The following is a 24,342-nucleotide window of genomic DNA, read 5'->3' as shown; positions in this document are numbered from 1 at the left end:
TAGCTGACGGATACTAATTGATCGAGGACTTAACCAATAAAGAAGAATGTACTTTATTCTTCGCTAATGAAGAGGTATGATTGACCTCGATTCGTCGGAAGAATATAAACCATTCTTCCTTAATGTCCGTTTTATCCAGTTTTGAGCGAACAAAACAAAAATGTTTTGAAAAACGCTTGATATTTCTCTGTAGTTTGATATAATAGGTAATGTCTTGTGAAAAAAGTAGTCCAGTGATAATGGCGAAGAGGTCACACCCGTTCCCATACCGAACACGGTAGTTAAGCTCTTCAGCGCCGATGGTAGTTGGGGGTTCCCCCCTGCAAGAGTAGGACGTTGCTGGTCTATTTATTTCAAAAGAATCAATTATAGTACATTGAAATAAACTTGTTACATTATTCCGCAGTAGCTCAGTGGTAGAGCAATCGACTGTTAATCGATCGGTCGTAGGTTCGAGTCCTACCTGCGGAGCCAATTGGAGAGCTGTCCGAGTGGCCGAAGGAGCACGATTGGAAATCGTGTAGGCGGTTAACGCTGTCTCAAGGGTTCAAATCCCTTGCTCTCCGCCAGATTCCAATTATATTACATATGGCCCGTTGGTCAAGCGGTTAAGACACCGCCCTTTCACGGCGGTATCACGGGTTCGAATCCCGTACGGGTCACCATTATATAATTGATATCCATTAATAAAGAAATAGGATAATTATTTTACCCAGGAGGATTAGCTCAGCTGGGAGAGCACCTGCCTTACAAGCAGGGGGTCGGCGGTTCGAGCCCGTCATCCTCCACCATATATTTTAGTTTGCTAGTGCTGAAAAATGCTGTATAGTAAGTTGTAGCTCTACTTATATGTATTTCATACTTATTGTCGCGGGGTGGAGAAGTGGTATCTCGTCGGGCTCATAATCCGAAGGTCACAGGTTCAAATCCTGTCCCCGCAACCAATTTATATCTCATTAAGAAGTTGAACAAATTAAATACTATAGTATTGTCGCGGGGTGGAGAAGTGGTATCTCGTCGGGCTCATAATCCGAAGGTCACAGGTTCAAATCCTGTCCCCGCAACCAAATGGTCCCGTGGTGTAGCGGTTAACATGCCTGCCTGTCACGCAGGAGATCGCGGGTTCGATTCCCGTCGGGACCGCCATTTATTTAATGTACTACATAGTTTTGGCTCAGTAGCTCAGTCGGTAGAGCAAAGGACTGAAAATCCTTGTGTCGGCGGTTCGATTCCGTCCTGAGCCACCATTTTATTAATTAGTGAATTTATATAAAGCCGGAGTAGCTCAACTGGTAGAGCAACTGACTTGTAATCAGTAGGTTGAGGGTTCAAGTCCTTTCTCCGGCACCATAGTTCTTCTGTGTTTTGATATTAATATGGTGGGGTAGCGAAGTGGCTAAACGCGGCGGACTGTAAATCCGCTCCCTACGGGTTCGGCAGTTCGAATCTGCCCCCCACCACCATTTTAGGGGTATAGTTCAATGGTAGAATAAAGGTCTCCAACACCTTCGATGTGGGTTCGAATCCTACTACCCCTGCCATTTTACTTTATTGAATAAATTAATAAATAATCTTTAGTAGTGAATCATAAAAAATTATATTATGGCGATTGTGGCGAAGTGGTTAACGCATCGGATTGTGGTTCCGACATTCGAGGGTTCGATTCCCTTCAGTCGCCCCTTTTAATTTTTTATGGTATTTATATTATGGCGATTGTGGCGAAGTGGTTAACGCATCGGATTGTGGTTCCGACATTCGAGGGTTCGATTCCCTTCAGTCGCCCATTTTTATTTTTGGGGTATAGCCAAGCGGTAAGGCATCGGACTTTGACTCCGTCATCGTTGGTTCGAATCCAGCTACCCCAGTATTTTTTTAGCGGAAGTAGTTCAGTGGTAGAATACGACCTTGCCAAGGTCGGGGTCGCGGGTTCGAATCCCGTCTTCCGCTCCATTTATCTACGGCGGCATAGCCAAGCGGTAAGGCATGGGTCTGCAACACCCTTATCACCGGTTCAATTCCGGTTGCCGCCTCCATTTTTTTATGATTAATGCTTCTTGAAAATTACATGTTCTTTGCCCGAGTGGTGGAATGGCAGACACGTCGCACTCAAAATGCGATGCCGCGAGGCGTGCCGGTTCAAGTCCGGCCTCGGGTATATCCTGGTCTTTTCCAGTTAAGTTGAGTAAGACCTAAAGCATCTACAAACGTTGATAACACAACGTTTGTAGATGCTTTTTCTTTTGGGGGAATACCATAGAAAACGATAGGTTTTGAAAACTTTATGCACAAGGATTGCACAAACATGTTCTTAAAGATTGAAATTGTTTCTTCTCTGTTTTTTCTTTCATCTAATCCAAGATGTATGAATAAGTCTTCCAGGTTGTCTCTAGATCCATATGTGATACCTTTTGATTGGATTCACCGCCGTACAGAAATACGCTTGCACGTGTATGACATAATCGATATGAACTTTTTTAAAAAGTTGTTTATATATGTATGATTGATTAAAGAAAACAAGCTACTTAGAATTGTTCCCAGTCGATATACTGCTAATTGATGGAGTACTTCATGCAAGGTGTTCAGACCTTTCGAAACAAGGATACCGCCTTAGTTGATATCGATATTTAAATGATAGGAAATTTTGAACTAAATGCCATTGTGAAGGGTGTGAAAAAATGGGCAATTATCATTTCTGAAAGCAAAGAAATTCGGTTTTGCTCGTGAAGGAGAATGTAGTGATCGCAAAAGTAAAACGAAAACTCTCATATAAGAGAAAACAGTAGTCCGTTGTAATCAGGATTCCTTTTTCAGGGTTCTAACAACCTCACATAACTTTTTAGGTAGTATTCTAGTATGTTTCAAAACTGATTTACTCCTAATATAAGGTGTTAAAGACTATGGAAAAGGAATATTTAGGCATCCATCAATGAGCTGCTAAACAAGAGTATAGGTTTAAAGACTATTTTATTAATATAATAAATGAGCTAAATGTTTATTTTTAGAGAATAGTTTGTTAAACTAAATATTCACGAATATAATTAAAAGGGTATGCTTAGAAGAGGTATGGGGGCGAATTTATGATTCAAGATAAGACATTATTATCTATTGAGAGGGCATTAATGCATGGAATACAAGAAATGGTTTTCATTGTCCGAGTGGATGATAATGGGCTTTTTTATGAATTTGTGAATCAGGCCGCAATGGATAAAACAGATTTAGATCATACATCGATTGGCAAAACCTTTTTTGAAACACAAACATATGAACTGGCTGATATGATTAATTCCCAGTACTTAAAGGTTTTGGAAAGTAATGGTCCGATAACGTATGAAGATAGCTATACAGATCCAGAAGGAATACTTCGGTATTCTAAAACCTGTCTAACACCTATGTTCGATTCTGATGGTAAATGTACACATGTTGTAAGTATCGTACAGGATATTACTGGAGAAGTAGAAGCGAAACAAGAAAGTGTAGACTCTTTAAAGAATCTTGAGGAAAGTCGTTCCTATTATCATTCTTTATTTGAGCATAATGCTGATGCCATTTTGACGTTAGACTTAAACGGCCAAATAAAGGGTGCTAATCCTATGGGTCTGAAGGTGAGTCAATTACCTAAAGAAGAGTTCTATGAAAAAAGAATATTGGACTTTGTTGCACCTGAGGACAAACGAAAAACATTACTGAACTTTCAAAAAGCAAAAAATGAAGAATATATAAACTTTCGAGTCAATGTCCTTCAAAATGATAATAAAATGCTTAGTGTATTGGTGAAATTTATCCCGATTAAGATTCGGGAAGTGACGACTGGTTTCTATGTTATTTTAAAGGATATGCGAGAGCTTGATCATATGGTTGAATTGTATATGGAAGTTGAAAAGAACTTCCGTGTTATTGCAGAGAATGCTAATGATGTCATTATTTTAATCAATCATGAAAAACAATACTTATTCATTTCACCTTCAATTGAAGAATTATATGGATTTACACCCAATGAATATCTAGGTATAAACCCTTTAAGTAACATACATCCAGACGATGCAGCCTCATTATATATAAAGTTGAGTGATGCAAAAAAACATAGAGCAATATGTAAAATGCGTATTCGTATAAAACATAAATTTGATCATTGGGTCTGGTCTGAACTGCATGCGACCCCGGTGTTTGATGAGAGTCATTCGTATAGTCATATGGTGATTATCGTTCGCGATGTCTCGCTGCAAAAGAAATACGAAACAGAATTAGAGTTTCTGGCATATCACGATCCTTTGACAAGCTTGCCAAATCGTCGATTTTTTCAAGAAGCACTTGAAAAGGCGTTGAGTGAATACCATAAGAAAGGCGTAAAATTTGCCGTTATGCTTTTAGATATCGATAAATTTAAAAGTATTAATGATCAATGGGGACATGAAACAGGAGATGTCGTTATCCGTGAATTTAGTAATCGTTTAAAAGCTAAGATCCATAAAACTGATGTAGTGGCACGCCTAGGTGGGGATGAATTTATTATCTTATTGCCTGACGTGGATTCTGAAAACTGCGCACTGAGTGTAATGGATAAAATTAGACAAGCGATGAGGTATACATGGGAGTTTGAGAATACTAGTTTATCAGTTATGACTAGTATTGGCATGACTATGCCAAACAAACATTCAACGATTTCGTCGATTTTAAAAGAAGCAGATAAAGCAATGTATGTGGAGAAGAAATCAAAAATAGGAAACGATGTTGGCTATCGTTTTTAAAGTCAGGCGCGTGAACACGAAATGATAACTCTTGAAATACTTTCGATAGATTTCTAGGTTACTGTGAGTTTGTACTAGATAAATGAATTCAATCAGTAAAAACGAGAAACCTTTTGTCATTGGTTTTTTAGTGAGCCGAAAAAAGTCAGCGTTTTTTTTACGCAACTGTTTGGTTGGTTTGAGTTGGGTATTCTACTGTACTTAAACCAGTCAAATTTATTTTCATTCGTTACTCAACTTTATCTGCATTGATGTTCACTTGTTCTTGTGCAGCTTCTTCGGGCGCCAAGCCCTCTTCACTGTCAATCACAGCTTTCCCCATATCCTCGGATATCCAATGAAAGAGCTGGGAAACTGCGTATGCCTCCGGTAAATCTTCTTCCAATCCAATTTTCTTATACGTTTATGCAAGTGTGAATCGGTCCCATCTTCTTGCGCATTTATAAAGATTGTAGAAACAAACAACGGATTATTTAAGAATAACAACAAATCCACAGTAACATAGAATAGTATAGGATTGGATATTTTTGGAACATCCTTTCGGTTTTTATTCATATTCACTACTATTTCTACTCGAAAGATACAGGGAGGGCGAATGTCCGTAAATGAGACATTCACAAGGACAAGTCAAACGATAAAAGAAGAATACTATAGTGTTATAAAACGGGAACTAAACAAAATCGCTCCTTGCCGTCTAATGACAGAAGGAGCGATTTCCATAAAGGGGACCCTGGTGATACTATTTGAGTTTGTCCATTGCAATTGCCTTGGTTGGGTATTGGTGATGGGTCACAAAGTAAATGGGAACAGGTTATTGGTTTGCTGTCATTTAAATTGTTGGTCCCACTTTATGCCTTGGAAAGGAGTCTCACCTTTCCAAGGGGTTAGAAATATTTCGCATCATCGAAGTCTAGTATAATTGAATAGTTTTTAGCGTTGATGAGATTGGATAGCTTATGTGCATCTTTCTCAGCTTGTAGGGACTTAACCCTATAGTCTTCCGGTTCAAATAAAGCGACACGGTAGACAATTATGTCTTCAGAATAGCCATACTGAATTTCTTCTTTTTCAGACATGGATAGTTCTTTATAAGTTTGAGCTTTTGCACGTAGTTGGGTAGCAAGTTCAATAGCTTCAACAATCGCTAGTTGGTCACCTTGAAATTCGATTTCATTATCAATATTGGCTCGATACATAAGTCGGTCAAGTGTGCGGCTATCCAAACGTACTTCGTCCAATTCGGTTTCAACGATTTGAAGTGTACGTAGACCTTTTTCAGGGGAGTTCCCTTTTTCTACGGTTGTAAAGGCGACACGTCTCATTTCGTCATCCAATTCATGAATACGTTTCTTTAGGATGCTTTTTAATTTCACTGCTTCTGCAAGTGTGATTTTTGACATCGAATATTCCCCCAGTATGTGTTTAATCTTCGTCTAGTATAATGGATGTTTTTCCCTCATGCACTACATAGGTTCGAACATCTCCGCCACTCATGCTGGTGAACATATTACCGCATGCGGTAGTCAATTCAAGTGACGTCTTAACGTCAAATGAAGGCGGAATGTAGAATACGTGTAGTGCATCTGTTGTGCTTGATGTTATCGCTGTCCTTTTAGAGTCAACGACAGGACTCGCAAACGAACTTGTATCATCTGAAAGTTGTATACTGTTTATCATGGTATTATATTGATCATTCAGCCCAGTAAATCCGTCATCTTCAGTACCTAATGAAGCGATTACATCGCCACTGATTTTTTCTAAGTCATAAATACCAATTGGGATTTTATGTTGCAACGAAAAGAAGTTGTTTAAGTCGACTGCTGTGTTGCAGGTATCTATATAGTTTTGTTTTTGTATACGAAGTAAAAGTGCCTCGGAAGACAGTTTATGCTCGTTCGGGTCTGCTCCAAGTTGTTTCCATAGCTCTCTCCACTCTTTTACTTCAGGATAGTCGGTTACTAATTTATCATCTAAGTCAAAAAAAAGTTGTTCTTGAAACAATCTTAATCTGCCTTGCAGCATTTGAGGGGATTCTGATACGGTAATTCTGGTATAATGATTAATGCCTAATTTAATTTCTGGTACGCTATTTAAAAGTGTTGAGTTTAGTTTGAATTTCAATGCTATCACCCTTTTTTTATACTATAAATTAATTTTAACATATAGGAGGTGGATTCGTGTGAATGTAGTCGAATTGCAACAAGAAGTTCGAGCATATGCGCTGTCAATTGGTATTGATAAAATTGGTTTCACGACATCCGCTCCATTTCGTGAGTTGAAAAATCGCTTGAAACGTCAACAAGATCTTGGATACCAATCGGGATTTGAGGAGAAGGATTTAAATAAACGTACAGAACCCGTCCTCCTTCTTGACCAAGCCGAGAGTATCATTTCAATTGCGATTGCTTATCCTTCTCGGATGAAAGATTCACCGAAAGGAAAAAGAGGGGAACGAAGAGGAATCTTTTGCCGAGCTTCTTGGGGAATGGATTACCATACGGTTCTTCGTGAGAAGTTAGGTATCCTTGAGGAGTTCATACAAGAGCTTGTGCCCAATGCAAAAATGAAATCAATGGTTGATACAGGTGAGCTTTCAGACCGAGCAGTTGCGGAACGTGCGGGTATTGGGTGGTCTGCGAAAAACTGTTCGATTATTACACCAGAGTTTGGCTCTTATGTCTATTTGGGTGAAATGATTACAAATATTCCTTTTGCGCCGGATGAGCCAATGGAAGATGAGTGTGGCGAATGTACGTTGTGTCTGGATGCGTGTCCAACGGGTGCACTTATCGTTGGTGGTCAACTCGATGCCCAGAGATGCATTGCATTTTTAACTCAGACGAAAACAGCGATACCCGAAGAATTTCGTACTAAAATTGGGAATCGGGTGTACGGCTGTGATACATGTCAGACCGTGTGTCCGAAGAATAAAGGAATACAAAATTTACATCAAAATGTATTCCATCCTGAACCAGAGCTAGCAAAACCTCTTTTACAGCCAATATTAAGTCTTTCGAATCGACAATTTAAAGAGAAGTTCGGTCATATTTCTGGATCTTGGCGTGGTAAAAACCCGATACAACGGAATGCGATTATAGCGCTTGCTCATTTTAAGGAAGAGTCCGCAGTACCTGAATTGATTGAAATGTTGAAGTTGGATCCAAGACCGGTCATGCGTGGAACAATTGCATGGGCACTCGGTGAAATTGGTTTGGATATTGGTATTGAAGCGATTAAAGAAGCACTTCTTACAGAACTAGATCCTGAAGTACGCAAGGAGTTAGAAAAAGTAGTAGAATTTAAAATAGAAATCATTTAATAAGGGGAAGTGTTTGAAGTGGCAATACATGTAGCATTATTTGAACCACAAATACCTGCGAATACGGGTAATATTGCAAGAACATGTGCAGGAACTGGAGTAAAACTTCATTTAATAAGACCATTGGGTTTTTCAACAGAGGATAAAATGTTGAAACGAGCTGGTCTTGATTACTGGGAGCATGTAGATATCTCATATTACGATGGTATTGAGGAACTTTTTGATGCATTTCCCGAAGGACGTTTCTACTTCTTAACAAAACAAGGTGAGCAACCACATTCGGCTTTTGATTATTCAAATCGTGATGAAGATCTATTTTTTGTATTCGGAAAAGAAACAAGTGGACTTCCTGAGAAAGTTCTTTCAGAAAACAAAGACAGATGTTTACGAATCCCAATGAACGATAATATACGTTCTTTAAATTTATCAAATACAGCAGCAATCTTAATTTACGAAGCACTGCGTCAACAATCTTTTCCAAATTTAAATTAAAAAATGGGACTGCCATTAGGCTAGTCCCATTTCTTTATGTTGGCTGATGTCCACGTTTCTTCTGTTTACCAGGTTTGTCTTCGTACCCTCCAGCAAAAATTGCAGCTAAGAATGCTACGCAGACGGCCATTATTAGAATCAAAGTCATAGAAGTAACCTCCTGTTTAATAAGATAGTAACTCAACTAAGTATACCCTATTTTTATTGATAATGTAACGGTCGGGCTATAATCTTCAGCGATTCATGTCGTTAATGTGCCAAAAACAGTATTTGATAAGTAAACAATGCTGCAAAAACATATAGAAGAATTGGAACTTGTTTTCCTTTTCCTTTAACTACTTTCAAAATGGGGTAGGTAATGAATCCAAGTGCAATTCCTGTTGCGATACTTGAAGTAAGTGGCATCGTTAAAATAATTAAAAAAGCGGGGAAAGCTTCATCAAAGGAATCCCATTCAATATTTTTTACTACACCTATCATTAAGCTACCAACAATAATTAAAGCTGGAGCAGTTATAGCTGAAACACCTGATAAGGTACTTACAAGCGGGCCGAAGAAAGCGGCGGCTATAAATAATAGAGCTACCGTTAATGTTGTTAGCCCTGTTCTGCCTCCAACAGCAACACCTGAAGAAGACTCTATATAAGCGGATGTTGGGCTTGTTCCAAACATGGAGCCAACAGAAGTAGCGACTGAATCTGCTAGAAGCGCCTGTCGTGCTCGAGGCAGTGTATTGCCCTTCATTAGTCCCGCTTGTTTTGCGACGCCAATCATAGTCCCTGTGGTGTCAAACAAAGTAACGATTAAAAAGGCTAAAACAACGCCGTATAGGCCATGTGAAACAACATCCCCAAATGCCTGAACCGGATTCCAAACAAGGATACCTTCAGGTAAAGATGGAATCTGCGTAAGACTTCCTTTAAATTCAAGTTGACCTGTAAATACGGCAAGAATTCCCGTTAAGATCATTCCTATAAAAATAGAACCATATATATTTAAAGTCATTAGAATCACTGTAACGAGTAATCCGAATAATGCTAGTAAAACAGGTGGAGATGTTAGCTCACCAAGTTGAACGAGATTTGTTTCGTGATGAACGACAATTCCGGAAAGACGTAATCCAATAAATGCAATAAATAAACCGATTCCTGCTGTAATCCCATTTTTTAAGTTCTCTGGGATGGATTGGATGAGCTTTTCTCGAAAAGGTGTTAAAGATAATATTACGAATAACAGGCCTGCAATAAAGACAGCGGAGAAAGCCGTCATGTAATCAAGTTGTCCATTGGAAGCGGAAACTACTGATGTGAAATAAGCATTCAGTCCCATACCTGGTGCAATTGCAATGGGATAATTTGCGAATAAGGCCATCCAAAGTGTACCGATGACTGCGGCAATAATTGTGGCAAGAAATACTTGGTCAAAAGGAACGCCAGCTTCGGCAAGAATAATAGGATTGACGATTACGATATACGCCATCGTTAAAAATGTAGTCATTCCAGCTAATAGTTCAGTTTTGACTGTAGTATTATGTTCTTTTAAATGAAACATGTAATTCTCCTTTCAATATCCGAACGTTATTAAGTGCATTATCAATAATATTCGTTTTTCATGAGAACTGCAACAATAAATAAGAAATGGCATGAAGAATATTTTCTCCATGCCGTTTCTTATTTTGTCTCCATTTCAATTGTAATAGCTTCACCAGTAAAGGGATGTGTGAAGGCTACTGAAGTTGCAGTTAAGCGGTAATGACCATCTTCGGTTTCACTACCGTCATAAAGTGTATCGCCTTTTACAGGATGGCCGAGATGGGCTAAGTGCACTCGTATTTGATGTGTACGACCTGTTTCAAGTTCAGCTTCCACAAATGAAGAATCAGCAGTTCGGTCAATTACTTTAAAATGAGTAATAGCAGATTGTCCCGATATTGATACAACTCGTTTTGAAGGGTCGTGTCGATCCTTCCCAATGGAAAATCGAATCGTTCCTCTTGGTCTTTTGAGCAATCCGTCCGTTTCTGCCAGATACTTCCTTGAAATTTCATTTTTTTCAAGCATACGATCAAAAAGTCCCTTAGCAATGGGGTGCTTGGCGATTAATACAACACCCGAAGTTCCTTTATCAAGACGGTGAATATGTTCAGCATATTGTCCGCCTTGATTAACAATGTACGCCATGACCTGGTTCATGAATGTTCCTGTTTGTCCTAGACGATCAGGGTGCATGGAGAGACCAGCTGCTTTAACGACTGCAACGATGTGTTCATCTTCGAAAACAACATTTAATGTTCCTCGTTCTTCGGGTACATAAGTAGATTGGGCTTCCGGGAAAGAAAAAGTTAAATTCGTACCAACAAATAACGGCAATTTCCAATCGATGGGTTCGCCATTTTCGTCCGTAACACTTTTAGCCATTCTCATTAAGTGAACTGTTTTTTTACCAGCTTGCCATTGTTCTCTAAGAAGATGTTCAATCGTTTGACGATCTTCAGTTATTGTATAGTGAAATACTGTCATTTACATTCATCCTTCCGAAATTCCATTTGTTCAATACTTTTCGAAGAAATCACGGATATACGCTTCTGGATCCATACCTTGGGGTGCTCCGCCGTACAAGCGGTCAACTTCTTTACCATCTTTATAATGGACGATTGTTGGCGTACCCTCTATTCCATAAGGTCCAGCATCTGCGCCGAATTCAAGCAAGTTGAACTGATTTATTTCGATCCCCATGTCTTTTGCAACGGGCATTAAAACAGGCGTTGTAGCGATACAGTGAGGACATTCAGGACTGAAGAAATAAGCCGTGACATCTTCACCAGATTTAATTTTCTTTTCTAAGTCTTTAGGTAAAACAATGCTGTTGTAATTTTCATCACCTATTAAATTAATTGTTGATGTTTTAAGGTTATCTGTTTCATAAGGATTGTCTTTTAGCTTTGTTTCATTGGACTTGTTTGATAAAACAACGATAAGTGCAAACACAATAACGATGACGCCACCGATTGCTAATAGTTTTTTCATTTTACTTCGTCTCCTTTTGCCATTTAATCATTAATAAACTTGTAATTAAAATAATCGTAAACGCCACAAGTGCTAGGAATGGAATTGTAATAAAACCGAAAATATTAATATACATACCCGTACAAGGCACATCCCCACAAACAGGTGCATTATCGCTTAAGAACGAAAGCTTTTGCAATCCATAATGATACAACGAAATACCTCCACCGACTATTGAAAAGACGGCCAAAGTTAATGCGATTCGTGCATTTTTCTGGAAAAGAGCTACTCCGGAAATAAGGATAATAGGATACATGAGAATTCGCTGATACCAACAATACGTACAAGGTTCGTATCCACGAATTTCTGAAAAGTAAAGCGACCCAAGCGTAGCGAGAAGGGAAATTGTCCATATTAAAATCAAGCTATTTTCCAACCGTTTATTCATAGTAAGGCCTCCCACTTAAAAAGTTTACATCTTTGATTATAGGGGCAGTTTTAAAACAAGTAAAATATTCTACACTGAACGCCGAGTACGATATAATGAATATATAGTTTGAAAGAGGTGTTTTACATGGGAGAAGGATTCGACTTATCATCGTTTGAAAAGAGCATGGTTATTCGTCAGATGGAACATGAGGATATTAGTAAAGTTTTAGGTATGCAAGAACTGAGTTTTCCAGGAATGGAACCTTGGGAAAAAGAGCATTTAATTAGCCATTTAACTGTCTTTCCAGAAGGACAACTTGTTGCGGAGCTAGACGGAGAAGTGATTGGTTCATGTTCAAGTCTGATCATTAACTTCGATGAATACGACGATCGTCATACATGGGACGATGTCACTGATGAAGGCTATATTACAAATCATAATCCAGATGGATATAATATGTACGGTATTGAAGTAATGGTACACCCAGAATATCGTCGAATGAAGGTCGGACAGCGACTATATGAAGCAAGGAAAGAACTTGCAAGGGAACTAAATTTGAAATCCATCATTCTTGGCGGACGGATTCCAAATTATTATAAGTATTCAGAAGAAATGTCGTCTCGTGAATATGTCGATTCGGTGTCCAGACATAAAATATACGATCCGGTTCTAACTTTTCAGCTGATGAATGATTTTACACTCATGAGGGTGAATCCAAATTATTTACCGGATGATAAAGCATCTAAAAAATATGCAACACTTATGGAATGGAATAATGTCGATTATAAACCTGCCACAAAGCGCCATTATAAAACTAGTTATCCAGTTAGAATTTGTGTAGTCCAATACTTAATGCGTAAAATATCATCATTTGAAGAAATGGCTCATCAATGTGAGTATTTTGTAGACGTGGCATCCGATGCAAATTCGGATTTTGTAGTCTTTCCTGAAATATTTACAACGCAACTTATGTCGTTTATGGATGAAATCGCACCAAGTCAAGCTGTTCGAAGAATGACTGAATACACTCCACAATATATCGAAATGTTTACAGATTTAGCTGTTCGATACAATATTAATATTATTGGCGGTTCGCATTTCGTTGAAGAAGAAGATGAGATTTACAATATTTCTTATTTATTCAGACGCGATGGTTCAATAGAGAAACAATATAAAATTCACATCACACCGAATGAAAGAAAATGGTGGGGAATAAGTGCTGGTGATGCAGTTCGAGTATTCGATACCGACTGTGGTAAAATCGCGATTCAAATATGTTACGATATTGAATTCCCAGAACTCGGTCGAATTGCGACGGATATGGGTGCCAATATTATATTTACTCCTTTTTGTACCGAAGATCGACAAGGTTATTTAAGAGTTCGATATTGTGCACAAGCACGAGCGATTGAAAACCAAATTTACACAGTCATTTCAGGAACGGTAGGGAACTTACCACAAACTGAAAATATGGACATTCAATACGCCCAGTCTGCTATTTTCGCTCCATCCGATTTTGAGTTTGCTCGAGACGGAATCGTAGGGGAGACAAACGCTAACTTAGAAATGGTTTTAATTGGCGATGTAGATTTAGAAATTCTCCGAAGACAACGTCAAGATGGTACCGTAAAGCAATTAAAAGACCGAAGACACGATGTCTATCATATCGAATATAAAAAAGATTAAGGACTTTGAGGGCTTCAGCATTCAACGGGAACTCCGTGATGTTGAAGCTTATTTGAATTTTGGGAAACGTTGCGAAGTATCCCAAAAACGTTGTGAAGTTTCAATCGAGCGTTGCGAAGTATGGAGAAAACGTTGCGAAGTTCTTCGAATGTTGCGAGGTTTCCCGAAAACGTTGTGAAGTTTCAATCAAGCGTTGCGTAGTTTACTGGAAACGTTGCGAAGTTTATCGGGTTTTTTCTAGAACACCAGCTCACCCACTGACAATCTATGCCAAACAAAAAAGCCGTCCTATCTACTTTAAAAAATAGTAGATAGGACGGCTTTACAATGGGAACTACTAATCAGCTGAGTTTTTCCAATCCCTCAGGTTCGATGTGGACAAGAATCACTGAATGTGGTTGACGTGCGCCTAGTTTTCTCTCGATTTCTTCAGTAATTCGATGACTTTCAATGACGTTTAACATGGGGTTTACTGTAACTGTTAAATCCACCAACATCATGTTTCCATGCGTTCGGCCTTTGAATTCTTTTAACTCAATTACACCATCTACTCTAAGGGCTAATGTGGATAGCGTTTTGACCTCCTCTTCATCAAACCCGTCGGTAAGTGCATGAACGCTTGGATAAAAGATATTCCATGCTGTGAAAATGACTAAAACTCCTATAAGAAATGCGGTTATTCCATCAATAATTGGAAATCCAATCACAGCTCCTCCAATACCTATAGCAGTTCCAATACTGACAAGAGCATCGGAACGGTTGTCATATGCGGCTGCACGTACAGCTTCGCTGCCAATACGTTTTGAAAGTTTTAAATTATAGCGATAGACAAAATACATAATGAGTGCACTTAAAATTGCAACTACAGCAGTGAGTAGGGAAGGCGTAACCTTTTCTGGTGATAGCAAAGATTTCGTTGCATTTATTAAGATTTGTAATCCAACGAATCCCATAATAAATGCTGCAATGAGAGAGGCGACTGTTTCTGCACGCATATGTCCGTATTGGTGATCTTCATCAGGTGGTTTTTGAGATATTTTAAGCCCAACGAGAATGGCAATGGAAGCAATAATATCAGTTGTATTGTTTAAACCGTCTGCTTTCAGTGCTTCAGAAGTACCGATAAATCCTACAATGAGTTTCACTATACTTAGTAATAAATACGTCCATATACTGAGCCAGGCACCTTTTTCGCCTTCTTTCAAATTGGAATAGAGATCCATCGCTACACCCTCTTTCTGAATGAAAAAGCGACCTCCAAAAGGAAGTCGCTTTTTACTAAGATTCAACTGGTACTTTATTTACTCCAGTTTCTTCCTCTTCATGTTTAATAACTTCCAAATACAGTATGTGATGACCTTCCATATCTTTAATCATGAATTCGTATCCTTGTTCAATAATTTTTTCACCTTGAATGGCCTCGAATCGCTGAGTCATGAACCAACCACCAATGGTGTCTATATCTTCTTCATCGATTCCGATTCCAAGGACATCGTTAACACTTTCAATTAATATTTTAGCATCAAAAATATAGTGATTTTCTCCAATATTCTGTACTTCTGGAATTTCATCCATATCGAATTCGTCTTGAATGTCACCTACGATTTCTTCCAAAATATCCTCTATTGTTACAAGACCAGCAGTTCCGCCGTACTCATCCATAAGCACAGCCATGTGAATTCGTTCACGCTGGATTTTAAGGAGTAAATCTCCAATTGGAATTGTTTCGATCACGCGGATAATTGGTTGCATATAATCAACAACAGAATTATTACCTGTTGTTGGATCTTTAATGTAAGCCGTTAATAAATGCTTCATATTTAAAAGACCGATAATATGATCTTTATCGCCATCTGTAACCGGATATCTCGTATATTGTTCAACGTCCGATAGATTAAAAACATCTCGCAAAGTCAATTCTTTATCAATGGTTACCATTTCGGTTCTTGGAGCCATAATTTCTTTCGCAATTCGGTCGTCGAATTCAAATATTTTATTAACATATTTATATTCGGATTGATTGATTTCTCCACTTTTTAAACTATCGGCCAATATTAATCGAAGTTCTTCCTCAGTGTGTGCTACTTCTGATTCGGAAATACTTTTGAATCCGAGTAATCCAATAAAAAAGCGTGCTGAACCATTCATCCCTTTTATGACAGGGTACATCAGTTTGTAAAAAAAGATAAGCGGTTTTGAAAAAAGGAGTATAATTTCTTCTGCTTTTTGGATAGCAATCGTTTTAGGCGCTAACTCTCCAATTACAACATGTAGAAATGTAACTACAGAAAATGCGATTATGAAGGAAAGAATACTTGTAGTGCTGGGTGTGAATTCATAAAAAGTGAAAAGCGGATTCAATATCAGTTTGACGGTCGGTTCACCGAGCATACCTAATCCTAATGCGGTAATTGTAATACCAAGTTGACAAGCAGATAGATATTCATCCAAGTTGCTTATCACTCTTTTGGCGGATAAAGCCCGTCGATTACCTTCAGACACAAGCTGATCAATCCTTGAAGTTCTTACTTTTACAATTGCAAATTCACTCGCAACAAAGAATGCGGTGAGGGCGATCAAGACAGCAAATGCTGTCAATCGTATGGGAATTTCCAAATAATTACTTTGTTCTAAACCCAGATGTGGGGGAGAACAAAGTGTACACCTCCTGTAATAGTTAAATAGCTAGTTACTCTCCATGATAAATTATTTACAATAAAAAAACAATTGGTTTCACCTATTATGTAGTATATTTATTTAAATGATGAAATTTTTGGACATATGAAATAAATAAATAGATTGGAGTTTTGGAAAGGTCATCCAAATTAGGCTAAGCAACTTTTGGTGTTGAGTGAATTCTTGGACAATCATCTATTTACTATATTAAACAAAAAAAGAGCTATTTACATACGAATTGAAAGTATGTAAATAACTCTTTCTTAAATAATTAAAACATCGGGAATACATATTTAATTAAGAACCACAAAAAGCCGAAAAAGATAATGATATATGCAGCGTACTTAATGAATGTTGCACCAACAAAACTATTATTAGTCTTTTCTTCACGTTTAATTTCAATGTTTTTATGTTCTTCCATTTGGATTACATCTCCCTTAGTAAAGTTTAGCTTAATATTGTAATACCCGCTAAACGAATTCATAAACTTGTAACTAGACTAATTAGAAAAGTATTGACATTCTGAAAATGGAAATGGTAATCTAATTATAGTTAGTAACTCGAAATAAAAGGGAGGTACGGGAAATGAAAAAAATTCTTGTTGTTCAAATCAATCAAATAGCTGTTCCGTACCAAAACTATGCGAAATTCTAAATTTGAATTTTAAAGTTGGGATGGCAAGAACTGTCGTTCCTTAGTAATGAGCCAACGCTTATGTTAAGAGCGTTGGCTTTTTTTGTCTTTTTGTACTTAAAACATTGTTTTCGTGTCGCTCTTTATTAAATAGAAGGAATTACTAGAAAGAAGTTCATCTTGATGATTAAGGAAGAAAGTAGGTTGGTTTATGTTCTCGGTTTTATTCAAGTTAAAATGGTTTTTTAAAGAAAATCGTAAAAGGTATACGATTGCGCTGATTCTTTTAATGATGACAAACGTTCTTGTAATTATTCCCCCATGGCTGATTGGTCAAGCGATAGATTCGATTTATACTCAAACACTAACTGGGAAGCTGTTGGCAATGTTCCTTGGGGGTATGCTTATCATTATGATTTTTAACTATGCGAGCAACTACGTTTGGCAATATCAACTTTTTGGCGGAGCGTATGTTATTGAACGGCAATTGCGAGGAAGGCTTATGCGCCATTTTTTAAAGATGACTCCAACTTTTTATGAGAAAAATAAAACAGGCGATTTAATGGCAAGGTCAACGAATGATTTACGAGCCATTTCGGAAACGGCTGGGTTCGGCATTATGACTCTTGTCGATTCGACGCTTTACTTGCTGACTCTTATACTTACGATGGGTTTTCTTGTTTCTTGGAATCTAACACTTGCGGCAATTTTACCTTTACCGATTCTGGCATTTATTATGCAGGTGTTGGGCAAGAAGATTCATGAGAGATATATGACTGCGCAAGCTGCGTTTGGTGACTTGAATGATAATGTACTTGAAGCAGTTGCTGGGGTTCGAGTCGTTCGTGCATATGTCCAAGAACGTGCTACTGAAAAAGGTTTTGCTGAGATGACTGAAGATGTTTATCAAAAAAACATGCACGTCGAAAAGATTGATGCTCTGTTTATGCCGATTTCAAAAGTTCTCACAGGTTTAACCTATATGATTGGACTTGGTTACGGGGCTTACCTAGTTTCTGAGGGAGCTATGACGCTTGGGAATCTTGTCACGTTTAATGTATATCTCGGTATGATTGTGTGGCCAATGTTTGCGATTGGTGAACTTATCAACGTTCTTCAACGTGGAAACGCTTCTCTCGACCGAGTGATGGAAACACTTGATTATGAAGAAGATGTGAAGGATCCGGAAGACGCGACTCTGGTCGATCAACTTCAAGATGTAGGTTTCCAAGATGTGGTATTTACGTATCCCACATCGCATTCCGTTAACTTGGATCATATCAAACTAGATTTGAAACAGGGAGACACGCTTGGAATTGTTGGGAAAACAGGCAGTGGTAAAACTACGTTTGTTAAACAATTGTTGCGTGAATATCCTTTAGGTGAAGGGGCAATTACATTTTCAGGGGTTCCCATCCAGTCGTTAAGGAAGGACCAAGTAAGGGATTGGATAGGATATGTTCCTCAGGATCATGTATTGTTTTCACGGACGGTTAGAGAAAACATTCGATTTGGAAGGCCAGATGCATCTGAATCAGAAATTGCTGAAAGTATACGTCTGGCGTATTTTGAGAAAGATCTTGAAATGCTTCCAGCAGGACTGGACACATTGGTTGGAGAAAAAGGAGTTGCATTGTCTGGTGGTCAAAAGCAACGTATTTCTATTGCGCGCGCACTGATTAAAAATCCTGAAATCCTTATTTTAGACGATTCTTTATCAGCGGTAGATGCAAAAACAGAATCGAAGATCATTGAGAACATTCAAGCGGAACGATCTGATAAAACAACGATTATTACAACGCATCGTTTGTCAGCAATTGAACATGCGGATTGGATTCTTGTTTTAGACGACGGACGTATGATTGAAGAAGGAACACATGAAGACTTGATCGCATTGAACGGTTGGTACAAAGAGCAATTCGACCGCCAGCAGATTGGGGAGGTTGAATAATATGGGTACGGGTAAACGACTGGTTCATTATGCTTTAGATTATAAAAAGCTACTTCTTACAGGGTTATTTTTACTAGCAATTGCGGTCGCGGCAGACTTAATGGGGCCTTTAATTGCCAAAGAAATCATTGATGAACATATCGCGGGGGCTTCGGGTGGCGGGATTGAATTCGTTCCGATCGCTAAGTTACTGGCAATCTTTTTCGGACTTGCGGTAGTCACTGCGATCTTTAGATATTTTCAGTATTTACTATTGCAAAAAGCAGCGAATCGTATTGTCCAGAAAATGAGAAACGACTTGTACGAACATATTCAGACATTACCGATTCGATATTTCGACAACTTGCCTGCTGGGAAAGTAGTTGCTCGCATTACGAACGATACGGAAGCTATACGTAATTTGTATGTTACCGTCGTATCGCAATTTGCGATTAGTGGAATGTATATTATCGGGATTTTTATTGCTCTATTTTATTTAGATCCTAAAATGGGCGCAATCACACTATTCGTCTTGCCGATTTTATATATTTGGATGAAGACGTATCGGAAATTTGCTTCGAAAGTAAACCATATCATTCGCGGGAAAGTGAGCGATATGAACGCTAGAATAAATGAGTCGATTAACGGGATGACAATTATTCAAGCATTTGGTCGCGAGAAACAGATGGAAGATGAATTCGGTGAAGTCAACGATGAACATTTCAACTATCAAAACAAATTGTTGAAAGTAGAGGCGGCAACATCCCATAATCTTGTGGATATTATTAGATCACTGACGTTTGTTTTCTTCATCTGGTATTTCGGAGGGGCGTCACTCACTACAGAGAGTGTCATTTCAGTAGGTATGCTTTATGCTTTCGTCGATTATATTACTCGATTGTTCAACCCGATTACAGGTGTAGTCAATCAGTTTGCACGGCTTGAACATTCCCTTGTTGCAGCTGAACGGGTTTTTAAATTATTAGACCGAGTCGGTGAGCCAGTAAGTGATGAGAAAACAGTGCGATACGCTGGTAATGTCCGTTTTGAAAACGTTTGGTTTGCTTATATTGAAGAGGAATATGTGTTGAAGAATCTCAACTTTGAAGCGAAGCAAGGGGAGACGGTTGCTCTCGTCGGGCATACGGGATCGGGGAAGAGTTCGATAATGAATTTATTGTTCCGCTTCTACGATTCATCGAAAGGGAAAATCACAATCGATGGTATGGACATTAGTAAAATGGCGCGTCAAACAGTTCGTGAGCATATGGGGATTGTTTTGCAAGATCCGTATTTATTTAGCGGAACAATTGAATCCAACGTTAGCTTGGGGGATCCACGCATTACTCGTGAAAAAGTGCAACAATCGCTTAATGCGGTTGGCGGGGAGCGTGTACTGAAGCATTTGCCGAATGGCATTGATGAGGCGGTTGTAGAGAAAGGAAGCACACTTTCATCAGGACAGCGTCAACTGATTTCATTCGCACGAGCATTGGCGTTTGACCCAGCTATTTTAATTCTCGATGAAGCGACGTCAAATATCGATACTGAAACCGAAGAAATTATTCAACACGCGATGGATGTGCTGAAAAAAGGCCGAACGACGTTTATCATTGCTCATCGACTTTCTACGATTAAGAATGCGGACCGTATTTTAGTATTAGACCGTGGGGAAATTGTTGAAAGCGGCTCGCATGATGAATTACTCGTGCAAGGCGGACAGTATGCGCAAATGTACAAGTTACAAGCGGGAACATCCAGTAATTCGAAAGTGATATAAAACAATAAGGCTTTCTTTCCGAGATTTAGTGTGGAAAGGAAGTCTTTTTATTATGAGGTTTGTTTTTATGTGAGGTAAAAGTCCTGAGTTGCAAGCAATCTAGTGACGAGTGCAAGGAAAGAGTGAGTGAGTGCAAGCAAACTGGTGGGTAGTGCAAGGAAACTGCAAGCGAGTGCAAGCAAACCAGTAGCGAGTGCAATCAAACGAGAATTGAGCTTAAGTTAGTGAATATGATTTCTGCTTGGCCGTTGTAAAACTACTCTAAAAGACGTATATTTAGACTAACGAAACATTAATGTACGGAGAGTTGGAATAAGATGGGGAAGTGGCTTTCAGATTGGAAGAAAAAGATTTCTTCATTCAATAAAAACGTTCAATTGTTTATGCTTGCCAATGTGCTCATCCAAATTGGAATGGGCGTTTTTATGGTTATGTACAATCTGTATATAAAAGAGCTTGGTATGCCTGAAACAGTGAACGGAAAAGTGATATCTATGACAGCGACGGCTTCGGCAATCATGCTTATTCCAGCGGGTTTTTTGAGCGATAAGTTTGGGAGAAAGTGGCTAATTATTGGCGGTGCAGTATTTGGTGGGATGACATTGTTTTACCGAAGTCTAGCGGTTGCTGAAATACCGATTATATATGCAGCCTTTTTCACAGGGTTATTCATGGCTTTTATACAAGTTTCAGGTGTACCTTTTCTTGCCGAGAACTCAAAAACTGCTGAACGGATTCATATGTTTAGTATTCATTTTGCTCTAATAACTGTAGCGAATGTTGTAGGCAGTTTATTGGGTGGGGTTTTAGCGGATGTACTTCAAGTTTTTGGAGGGCTGGAGGCGGCGAACGCAATTCGGTGGTCTCTTTTAGCGGGCGCTGTTATTTTCACGACGGGATTAGTCCCGTTGTTTAAACTGCAAAATAAAAGACCTGAACCGATTCAAGCTGTTGCGATAATAGAAGAAACGGAAGAGGATAAAGAGAAAAATAGTTTTAAGAGAAATATCGTATTAATTTATCACTTCGCATTTGCAAGTTTGTTGATGGGACTGGGCTCTGGTTTGGTCATTCCATATTTAAACTTATATTTTGCCAACCGATTTGATGCCTCAAATGCATATATCGGCCTTATTTTATCACTCGGCTCAGCGATGACTGCGGTAGCAATGCTTCTTGGTCCGGCTCTTGTAAAAAGGGTTGGTAAAGTTAGAGCTCTCATACTATTTCAAGTTTTATCGGTTCCATTTTTAATCATTACGGCTTATACAACTTCATTACTAATTGCTTCACTTGGTTTCCTTATGCGCCAAGCTATTATGAATGCGGGAAATCCAATCCAAAGTGCCATTGCGATGGAAATCGTATCTGATAAATATAAAGGGCTCGCCAACTCGGTAAACCAAATGGTATTTAACGTAGGATGGGCGACCATGGGGCCAATCGCCGCAGGATTGGTAATCGCATTCGGTTCATATTGGGGTTATGCGTATGCATTTACAATTACGAGTGTGCTCTATATCATTTCGTCGACATATTATTACTTTATATTTGGGAAACGAAAATTGGCGGACGAGTAAAAAAAAGGTAGACAAAGAAATCTATTTTAAACTATGTGAATAGGAAAATGCCCTGCACAATATGTGCAGGGCATTTTCTTATTCACCACGTTGGTATTGCGTTTCTTTCCATGCGTTTTGTTCGTTAGGAACGCGGCTCTTGTCTTCAAATACATTTTCGGTTTTCTGATTTTGAACTTGCAGCTGTTCCTGTTCTTTACGAAGTTCTTCGGCTGTTTTTTCTTTTTTCATAGTACGCCTCCTTATTTACGGATAGGCATAGTATTCCCATATTGATCAATATCAGTCGTAAACATGGAAAATCATTAATTCATGAATCATTTTTTTTAATTTTTCTTCATCGGGTGGTGTTTCACCTATCCAATTAATATCTCCTTCTTTTAAATACTCACCAGTATAGCGGGTATTTTTAAAGAAAAAAGAGAATGTCCATCCGGGTAAATCTGCATTTTCAAACATTGGTTTGAAGCTAAAATGTTGTAGCATATTCCTTCTCCTCTCATAAGACGCAACCTGTCCGCATAAAATAGTTGTAAAGCTATGTGAAGGGGTGCTAAATTGTTTATTAATAAATTAAAAGAGTCCATTGAGGACGAGTATAGAGCGTACCATTTTTATAAATCGATGTACCAACTCACAACAGACCCACTTTGGCAAGACTTCATTAAACACGCATATGAAGACGAGAAGAGTCACTATGAAATGTTTCAACAACTTCATTATATGCTGACGGGGACGTTTGTTCAAAATCCAAAGAAGACTTTGCCTTGTTATGACTTGAAAAATTGTGTGGAAAAGGCTTTGTTAGATGAATTAGAGGCAGTTGAAACTTACAAAGTCATGCTTCTAACAATTCCGATTCAACAAGCATATAATCCGATATTCATAGCGTTGCACGATGAATTGGAACACGCGATTCGTTTTTCTACGATGTATAATGCCTTATGAATTTATAAATAAAGAGCGGGTGGTGATCGGAACTGGGATGTCCGCTGAATTGGTCAGGATGTTCTCTCTATGAGAGTTTATGTCCGCTCAATCGTTCAAGATGTCCTCTGAATTGGTCCGTATGTCCGCCCAATCCGAGGAATGGCGGTTATGTCCTCCCAATGAGGGTTTATGTCCGCTCAATGGGTCAAGATGTCCTCTGAATTGGTCCGTATGTCCGCTCAAGCCGAGGAAGAGCGGTTATGTCCTCTCTATGAGGGTTTATGTCCGTTCAATAGGGCAAGATGTCTCCGCAATCAAGAGTTATGTCGGCTCTACGGGCAGATTTTCTTTAAAGTAAGCGACGGCTTCCAACATTTTTGGACCGTACCAAAACATTTCACCGTCGATGTTTAGGATTTGTGCATTAGGCGCCATATCCAAAAATTCAGCTCGATGTTTCTCTTTGAAGGGATATGGTTCGGATGCGAGGAATATGTAATCGAGATCTGCATCTGAAAAATCCTCTTCAGTAACAGAAGGATATCTTCCTTCAAACATAGTAAAAGGGTTCACAAAGCCTATCTTCTCTAAAACAGTTTGGATATACGTATCTTTTCCGACGACCATATATGGTTTCTTCCAAATGACATAGGCGGCACGTTTCCCAGTTACTTTCGGGAGTGATTGAAATTGTTTTTGAATTTCTTCCTGTAATTTTGCTGCTTCAGACTTACGGTCAGTTACATCGCCAAGATCAAGAATCATACGATAGGCATCGTCAACGGACTGGACTTCTGCAACAAAAATGGGATAGTACTTTTCTAGAATCTTAACAATTTCTTCTGTGTTTTCTTCTTTTTCTACGATGATTAAATCTGGTTTCACTTCATGTATTGCTTCAAGCTTAATGTCTTTCGTTCCTGCGACAGTCGGAACGGTTCCTACTTTATCTTTAGGGAAAATACAAAAACGTGTTCTCCCAACAATCTCATCTTCTAATTGTAGTGCAAATAAAGTTTCCGTAATGCCTGGGCAAAGAGAAACGATTCGTTTAGGTGGAAATGGATAAACAACAGTTCTTCCAAGGTGGTCAATCACTTTTTTCATCCTATTCACTCCGCCTTTCATTGTATCTC

General features: G+C 38.7%; 20 protein-coding genes, 17 tRNA genes and 1 rRNA gene. 26 read left to right on the top strand and 12 right to left on the bottom strand.

The genetic code is table 11. The features are described 5' to 3' along the window. Positions 1 to 229: 229 nt before the first annotated feature. The 19 genes from rrf to ACFSFY_RS02870 all read left to right on the top strand — a co-directional run bounded on the left by rrf (position 230) and on the right by ACFSFY_RS02870 (position 4,745). Positions 230 to 345: ribosomal RNA gene (rrf, locus tag ACFSFY_RS02960) — 5S ribosomal RNA — on the top strand. Positions 346 to 399: 54 nt separating this feature from the next. Continuing rightward, a tRNA-Asn gene (locus ACFSFY_RS02955) sits at positions 400 to 474 on the top strand. A gap of 3 nt (positions 475 to 477) precedes the next feature. After that, positions 478 to 569: transfer RNA gene (locus ACFSFY_RS02950), tRNA-Ser, on the top strand. Between the two features lie 21 nt (positions 570 to 590). Then, positions 591 to 665, top strand: a tRNA-Glu gene (locus ACFSFY_RS02945). A 50-nt stretch (positions 666 to 715) separates the two neighbouring features. Beyond that, positions 716 to 791: transfer RNA gene (locus tag ACFSFY_RS02940), tRNA-Val, on the top strand. A 78-nt stretch (positions 792 to 869) separates the two neighbouring features. After that, a tRNA-Met gene (locus ACFSFY_RS02935) sits at positions 870 to 944 on the top strand. 48 nt (positions 945 to 992) lie between these two features. Beyond that, a tRNA-Met gene (locus ACFSFY_RS02930) sits at positions 993 to 1,067 on the top strand. Between the two features lie 3 nt (positions 1,068 to 1,070). Beyond that, positions 1,071 to 1,146, top strand: a tRNA-Asp gene (locus tag ACFSFY_RS02925). A gap of 25 nt (positions 1,147 to 1,171) precedes the next feature. After that, a tRNA-Phe gene (locus ACFSFY_RS02920) sits at positions 1,172 to 1,247 on the top strand. A gap of 27 nt (positions 1,248 to 1,274) precedes the next feature. Beyond that, positions 1,275 to 1,350 (top strand) — tRNA-Thr (locus tag ACFSFY_RS02915). Positions 1,351 to 1,378: 28 nt separating this feature from the next. Further along, a tRNA-Tyr gene (locus ACFSFY_RS02910) sits at positions 1,379 to 1,463 on the top strand. Positions 1,464 to 1,467: 4 nt separating this feature from the next. Next, positions 1,468 to 1,541, top strand: a tRNA-Trp gene (locus ACFSFY_RS02905). Positions 1,542 to 1,605: 64 nt separating this feature from the next. Further along, a tRNA-His gene (locus ACFSFY_RS02900) sits at positions 1,606 to 1,678 on the top strand. Between the two features lie 31 nt (positions 1,679 to 1,709). Beyond that, a tRNA-His gene (locus ACFSFY_RS02895) sits at positions 1,710 to 1,782 on the top strand. Positions 1,783 to 1,794: 12 nt separating this feature from the next. Continuing rightward, positions 1,795 to 1,865: transfer RNA gene (locus tag ACFSFY_RS02890), tRNA-Gln, on the top strand. 10 nt (positions 1,866 to 1,875) lie between these two features. Further along, a tRNA-Gly gene (locus ACFSFY_RS02885) sits at positions 1,876 to 1,950 on the top strand. Positions 1,951 to 1,959: 9 nt separating this feature from the next. Then, positions 1,960 to 2,033, top strand: a tRNA-Cys gene (locus ACFSFY_RS02880). A 41-nt stretch (positions 2,034 to 2,074) separates the two neighbouring features. Further along, positions 2,075 to 2,155, top strand: a tRNA-Leu gene (locus tag ACFSFY_RS02875). 922 nt (positions 2,156 to 3,077) lie between these two features. Then, on the top strand, positions 3,078 to 4,745 hold the full coding sequence (locus ACFSFY_RS02870; protein ID WP_381535678.1) for a diguanylate cyclase domain-containing protein: 1,668 nt from the start codon (positions 3,078 to 3,080) through the stop codon (positions 4,743 to 4,745). A gap of 884 nt (positions 4,746 to 5,629) precedes the next feature. Here the strand turns inward: ACFSFY_RS02870 and ACFSFY_RS02865 are convergent. Together ACFSFY_RS02865 and ACFSFY_RS02860 are read right to left on the bottom strand one after the other, a co-directional pair. Next, positions 5,630 to 6,145 (bottom strand): hypothetical protein, encoded by a 516-nt coding sequence (locus ACFSFY_RS02865; protein ID WP_381535677.1) that lies wholly within the window; start codon positions 6,143 to 6,145, stop codon positions 5,630 to 5,632. Between the two features lie 22 nt (positions 6,146 to 6,167). Next, positions 6,168 to 6,866, bottom strand: coding sequence for a B3/B4 domain-containing protein (locus tag ACFSFY_RS02860; RefSeq protein ID WP_381535676.1), 699 nt, complete (start codon positions 6,864 to 6,866; stop codon positions 6,168 to 6,170). A gap of 58 nt (positions 6,867 to 6,924) precedes the next feature. Between ACFSFY_RS02860 and queG the strand changes: the two genes are divergently transcribed. Then, a complete protein-coding gene (gene queG, locus ACFSFY_RS02855; protein ID WP_381535675.1) occupies positions 6,925 to 8,064 on the top strand; it encodes a tRNA epoxyqueuosine(34) reductase QueG in 1,140 nt (379 codons plus the stop codon). An 18-nt stretch (positions 8,065 to 8,082) separates the two neighbouring features. Further along, on the top strand, positions 8,083 to 8,556 hold the full coding sequence (trmL, locus tag ACFSFY_RS02850; protein WP_381535674.1) for a tRNA (uridine(34)/cytosine(34)/5-carboxymethylaminomethyluridine(34)-2'-O)-methyltransferase TrmL: 474 nt from the start codon (positions 8,083 to 8,085) through the stop codon (positions 8,554 to 8,556). A gap of 249 nt (positions 8,557 to 8,805) precedes the next feature. Here the strand turns inward: trmL and ACFSFY_RS02845 are convergent, their stop codons facing one another. The 4 genes from ACFSFY_RS02845 to ACFSFY_RS02830 all read right to left on the bottom strand — a co-directional run bounded on the left by ACFSFY_RS02845 (position 8,806) and on the right by ACFSFY_RS02830 (position 12,009). Then, positions 8,806 to 10,107 (bottom strand): NCS2 family permease, encoded by a 1,302-nt coding sequence (locus tag ACFSFY_RS02845; protein ID WP_381535673.1) that lies wholly within the window; start codon positions 10,105 to 10,107, stop codon positions 8,806 to 8,808. A gap of 119 nt (positions 10,108 to 10,226) precedes the next feature. Next, positions 10,227 to 11,075, bottom strand: coding sequence for an RluA family pseudouridine synthase (locus ACFSFY_RS02840; RefSeq protein WP_381535672.1), 849 nt, complete (start codon positions 11,073 to 11,075; stop codon positions 10,227 to 10,229). 30 nt (positions 11,076 to 11,105) lie between these two features. After that, positions 11,106 to 11,582, bottom strand: a complete 477-nt coding sequence (locus tag ACFSFY_RS02835) for a thioredoxin family protein (RefSeq protein WP_381535671.1) — start codon at positions 11,580 to 11,582, stop codon at positions 11,106 to 11,108. Position 11,583: 1 nt separating this feature from the next. Beyond that, positions 11,584 to 12,009, bottom strand: a complete 426-nt coding sequence (locus ACFSFY_RS02830) for a disulfide oxidoreductase (RefSeq protein ID WP_381535670.1) — start codon at positions 12,007 to 12,009, stop codon at positions 11,584 to 11,586. Positions 12,010 to 12,135: 126 nt separating this feature from the next. Between ACFSFY_RS02830 and ACFSFY_RS02825 the strand changes: the two genes are divergently transcribed. Then, positions 12,136 to 13,677 (top strand): GNAT family N-acetyltransferase, encoded by a 1,542-nt coding sequence (locus tag ACFSFY_RS02825; protein WP_381535669.1) that lies wholly within the window; start codon positions 12,136 to 12,138, stop codon positions 13,675 to 13,677. A 341-nt stretch (positions 13,678 to 14,018) separates the two neighbouring features. Here ACFSFY_RS02825 and ACFSFY_RS02820 read toward each other — a convergent pair whose 3' ends face one another. The 3 genes from ACFSFY_RS02820 to ACFSFY_RS02810 form a co-directional block, all read right to left on the bottom strand. Next, positions 14,019 to 14,900, bottom strand: coding sequence for a cation diffusion facilitator family transporter (locus ACFSFY_RS02820; protein ID WP_381535668.1), 882 nt, complete (start codon positions 14,898 to 14,900; stop codon positions 14,019 to 14,021). 55 nt (positions 14,901 to 14,955) lie between these two features. Further along, complete coding sequence (locus ACFSFY_RS02815) at positions 14,956 to 16,275, bottom strand: hemolysin family protein (protein WP_381535667.1); 1,320 nt, start codon at positions 16,273 to 16,275, stop codon at positions 14,956 to 14,958. A gap of 349 nt (positions 16,276 to 16,624) precedes the next feature. Next, on the bottom strand, positions 16,625 to 16,774 hold the full coding sequence (locus tag ACFSFY_RS02810) for a hypothetical protein (protein ID WP_381535666.1): 150 nt from the start codon (positions 16,772 to 16,774) through the stop codon (positions 16,625 to 16,627). A 423-nt stretch (positions 16,775 to 17,197) separates the two neighbouring features. On the opposite strand from ACFSFY_RS02810, the gene ACFSFY_RS02805 reads away from it, so the two are divergent. The 3 genes from ACFSFY_RS02805 to ACFSFY_RS02795 all read left to right on the top strand — a co-directional run bounded on the left by ACFSFY_RS02805 (position 17,198) and on the right by ACFSFY_RS02795 (position 22,276). Further along, a complete protein-coding gene (locus tag ACFSFY_RS02805) occupies positions 17,198 to 18,937 on the top strand; it encodes an ABC transporter ATP-binding protein (protein ID WP_381535665.1) in 1,740 nt (579 codons plus the stop codon). A gap of 1 nt (position 18,938) precedes the next feature. Next, positions 18,939 to 20,696 carry an ABC transporter ATP-binding protein gene (locus ACFSFY_RS02800; protein WP_381535664.1) on the top strand — a complete coding sequence of 586 codons (1,758 nt, stop codon included), beginning with the start codon at positions 18,939 to 18,941 and terminating at the stop codon, positions 20,694 to 20,696. Positions 20,697 to 21,013: 317 nt separating this feature from the next. Next, positions 21,014 to 22,276: an MFS transporter gene (locus ACFSFY_RS02795; protein WP_381535663.1), complete on the top strand. Its 1,263-nt coding sequence runs from the start codon at positions 21,014 to 21,016 to the stop codon at positions 22,274 to 22,276. Between the two features lie 78 nt (positions 22,277 to 22,354). Here the strand turns inward: ACFSFY_RS02795 and ACFSFY_RS02790 are convergent, their stop codons facing one another. Beyond that, positions 22,355 to 22,507 carry a hypothetical protein gene (locus ACFSFY_RS02790; protein ID WP_381535662.1) on the bottom strand — a complete coding sequence of 51 codons (153 nt, stop codon included), beginning with the start codon at positions 22,505 to 22,507 and terminating at the stop codon, positions 22,355 to 22,357. Positions 22,508 to 22,558: 51 nt separating this feature from the next. Further along, positions 22,559 to 22,762, bottom strand: coding sequence for a YheE family protein (locus ACFSFY_RS02785; protein WP_381535661.1), 204 nt, complete (start codon positions 22,760 to 22,762; stop codon positions 22,559 to 22,561). Positions 22,763 to 22,834: 72 nt separating this feature from the next. Between ACFSFY_RS02785 and ACFSFY_RS02780 the strand changes: the two genes are divergently transcribed. Further along, on the top strand, positions 22,835 to 23,224 hold the full coding sequence (locus ACFSFY_RS02780) for a ferritin-like domain-containing protein (RefSeq protein WP_381535660.1): 390 nt from the start codon (positions 22,835 to 22,837) through the stop codon (positions 23,222 to 23,224). Positions 23,225 to 23,527: 303 nt separating this feature from the next. Here ACFSFY_RS02780 and ACFSFY_RS02775 read toward each other — a convergent pair whose 3' ends face one another. After that, on the bottom strand, positions 23,528 to 24,313 hold the full coding sequence (locus ACFSFY_RS02775; RefSeq protein ID WP_381535659.1) for an ABC transporter substrate-binding protein: 786 nt from the start codon (positions 24,311 to 24,313) through the stop codon (positions 23,528 to 23,530). Positions 24,314 to 24,342: the final 29 nt, after the last annotated feature.

It is taken from the genome of Sporosarcina siberiensis (genome assembly GCF_042681925.1).
Classification (GTDB): domain Bacteria; phylum Bacillota; class Bacilli; order Bacillales_A; family Planococcaceae; genus Sporosarcina; species Sporosarcina siberiensis.
The sequence above is the reverse complement of the archived record's forward strand: the minus strand, read 5'-3'. Positions and strand labels throughout refer to the sequence as shown.

Coding starts and splice junctions, on each gene's coding strand:
- ACFSFY_RS02870 (WP_381535678.1), top strand. CDS start 3,078: ATGATTCAAGATAAGACATTATTATCTATTGAGAGGGCATTAATGCAT.
- ACFSFY_RS02865 (WP_381535677.1), bottom strand. CDS start 6,145: ATGTCAAAAATCACACTTGCAGAAGCAGTGAAATTAAAAAGCATCCTA.
- ACFSFY_RS02845 (WP_381535673.1), bottom strand. CDS start 10,107: ATGTTTCATTTAAAAGAACATAATACTACAGTCAAAACTGAACTATTA.
- ACFSFY_RS02840 (WP_381535672.1), bottom strand. CDS start 11,075: ATGACAGTATTTCACTATACAATAACTGAAGATCGTCAAACGATTGAA.
- ACFSFY_RS02835 (WP_381535671.1), bottom strand. CDS start 11,582: ATGAAAAAACTATTAGCAATCGGTGGCGTCATCGTTATTGTGTTTGCA.
- ACFSFY_RS02830 (WP_381535670.1), bottom strand. CDS start 12,009: ATGAATAAACGGTTGGAAAATAGCTTGATTTTAATATGGACAATTTCC.
- ACFSFY_RS02825 (WP_381535669.1), top strand. CDS start 12,136: ATGGGAGAAGGATTCGACTTATCATCGTTTGAAAAGAGCATGGTTATT.
- ACFSFY_RS02820 (WP_381535668.1), bottom strand. CDS start 14,900: ATGGATCTCTATTCCAATTTGAAAGAAGGCGAAAAAGGTGCCTGGCTC.
- ACFSFY_RS02810 (WP_381535666.1), bottom strand. CDS start 16,774: ATGGAAGAACATAAAAACATTGAAATTAAACGTGAAGAAAAGACTAAT.
- ACFSFY_RS02805 (WP_381535665.1), top strand. CDS start 17,198: ATGTTCTCGGTTTTATTCAAGTTAAAATGGTTTTTTAAAGAAAATCGT.
- ACFSFY_RS02800 (WP_381535664.1), top strand. CDS start 18,939: ATGGGTACGGGTAAACGACTGGTTCATTATGCTTTAGATTATAAAAAG.
- ACFSFY_RS02795 (WP_381535663.1), top strand. CDS start 21,014: ATGGGGAAGTGGCTTTCAGATTGGAAGAAAAAGATTTCTTCATTCAAT.
- ACFSFY_RS02790 (WP_381535662.1), bottom strand. CDS start 22,507: ATGAAAAAAGAAAAAACAGCCGAAGAACTTCGTAAAGAACAGGAACAG.
- ACFSFY_RS02785 (WP_381535661.1), bottom strand. CDS start 22,762: ATGCTACAACATTTTAGCTTCAAACCAATGTTTGAAAATGCAGATTTA.
- ACFSFY_RS02775 (WP_381535659.1), bottom strand. CDS start 24,313: ATGAAAAAAGTGATTGACCACCTTGGAAGAACTGTTGTTTATCCATTT.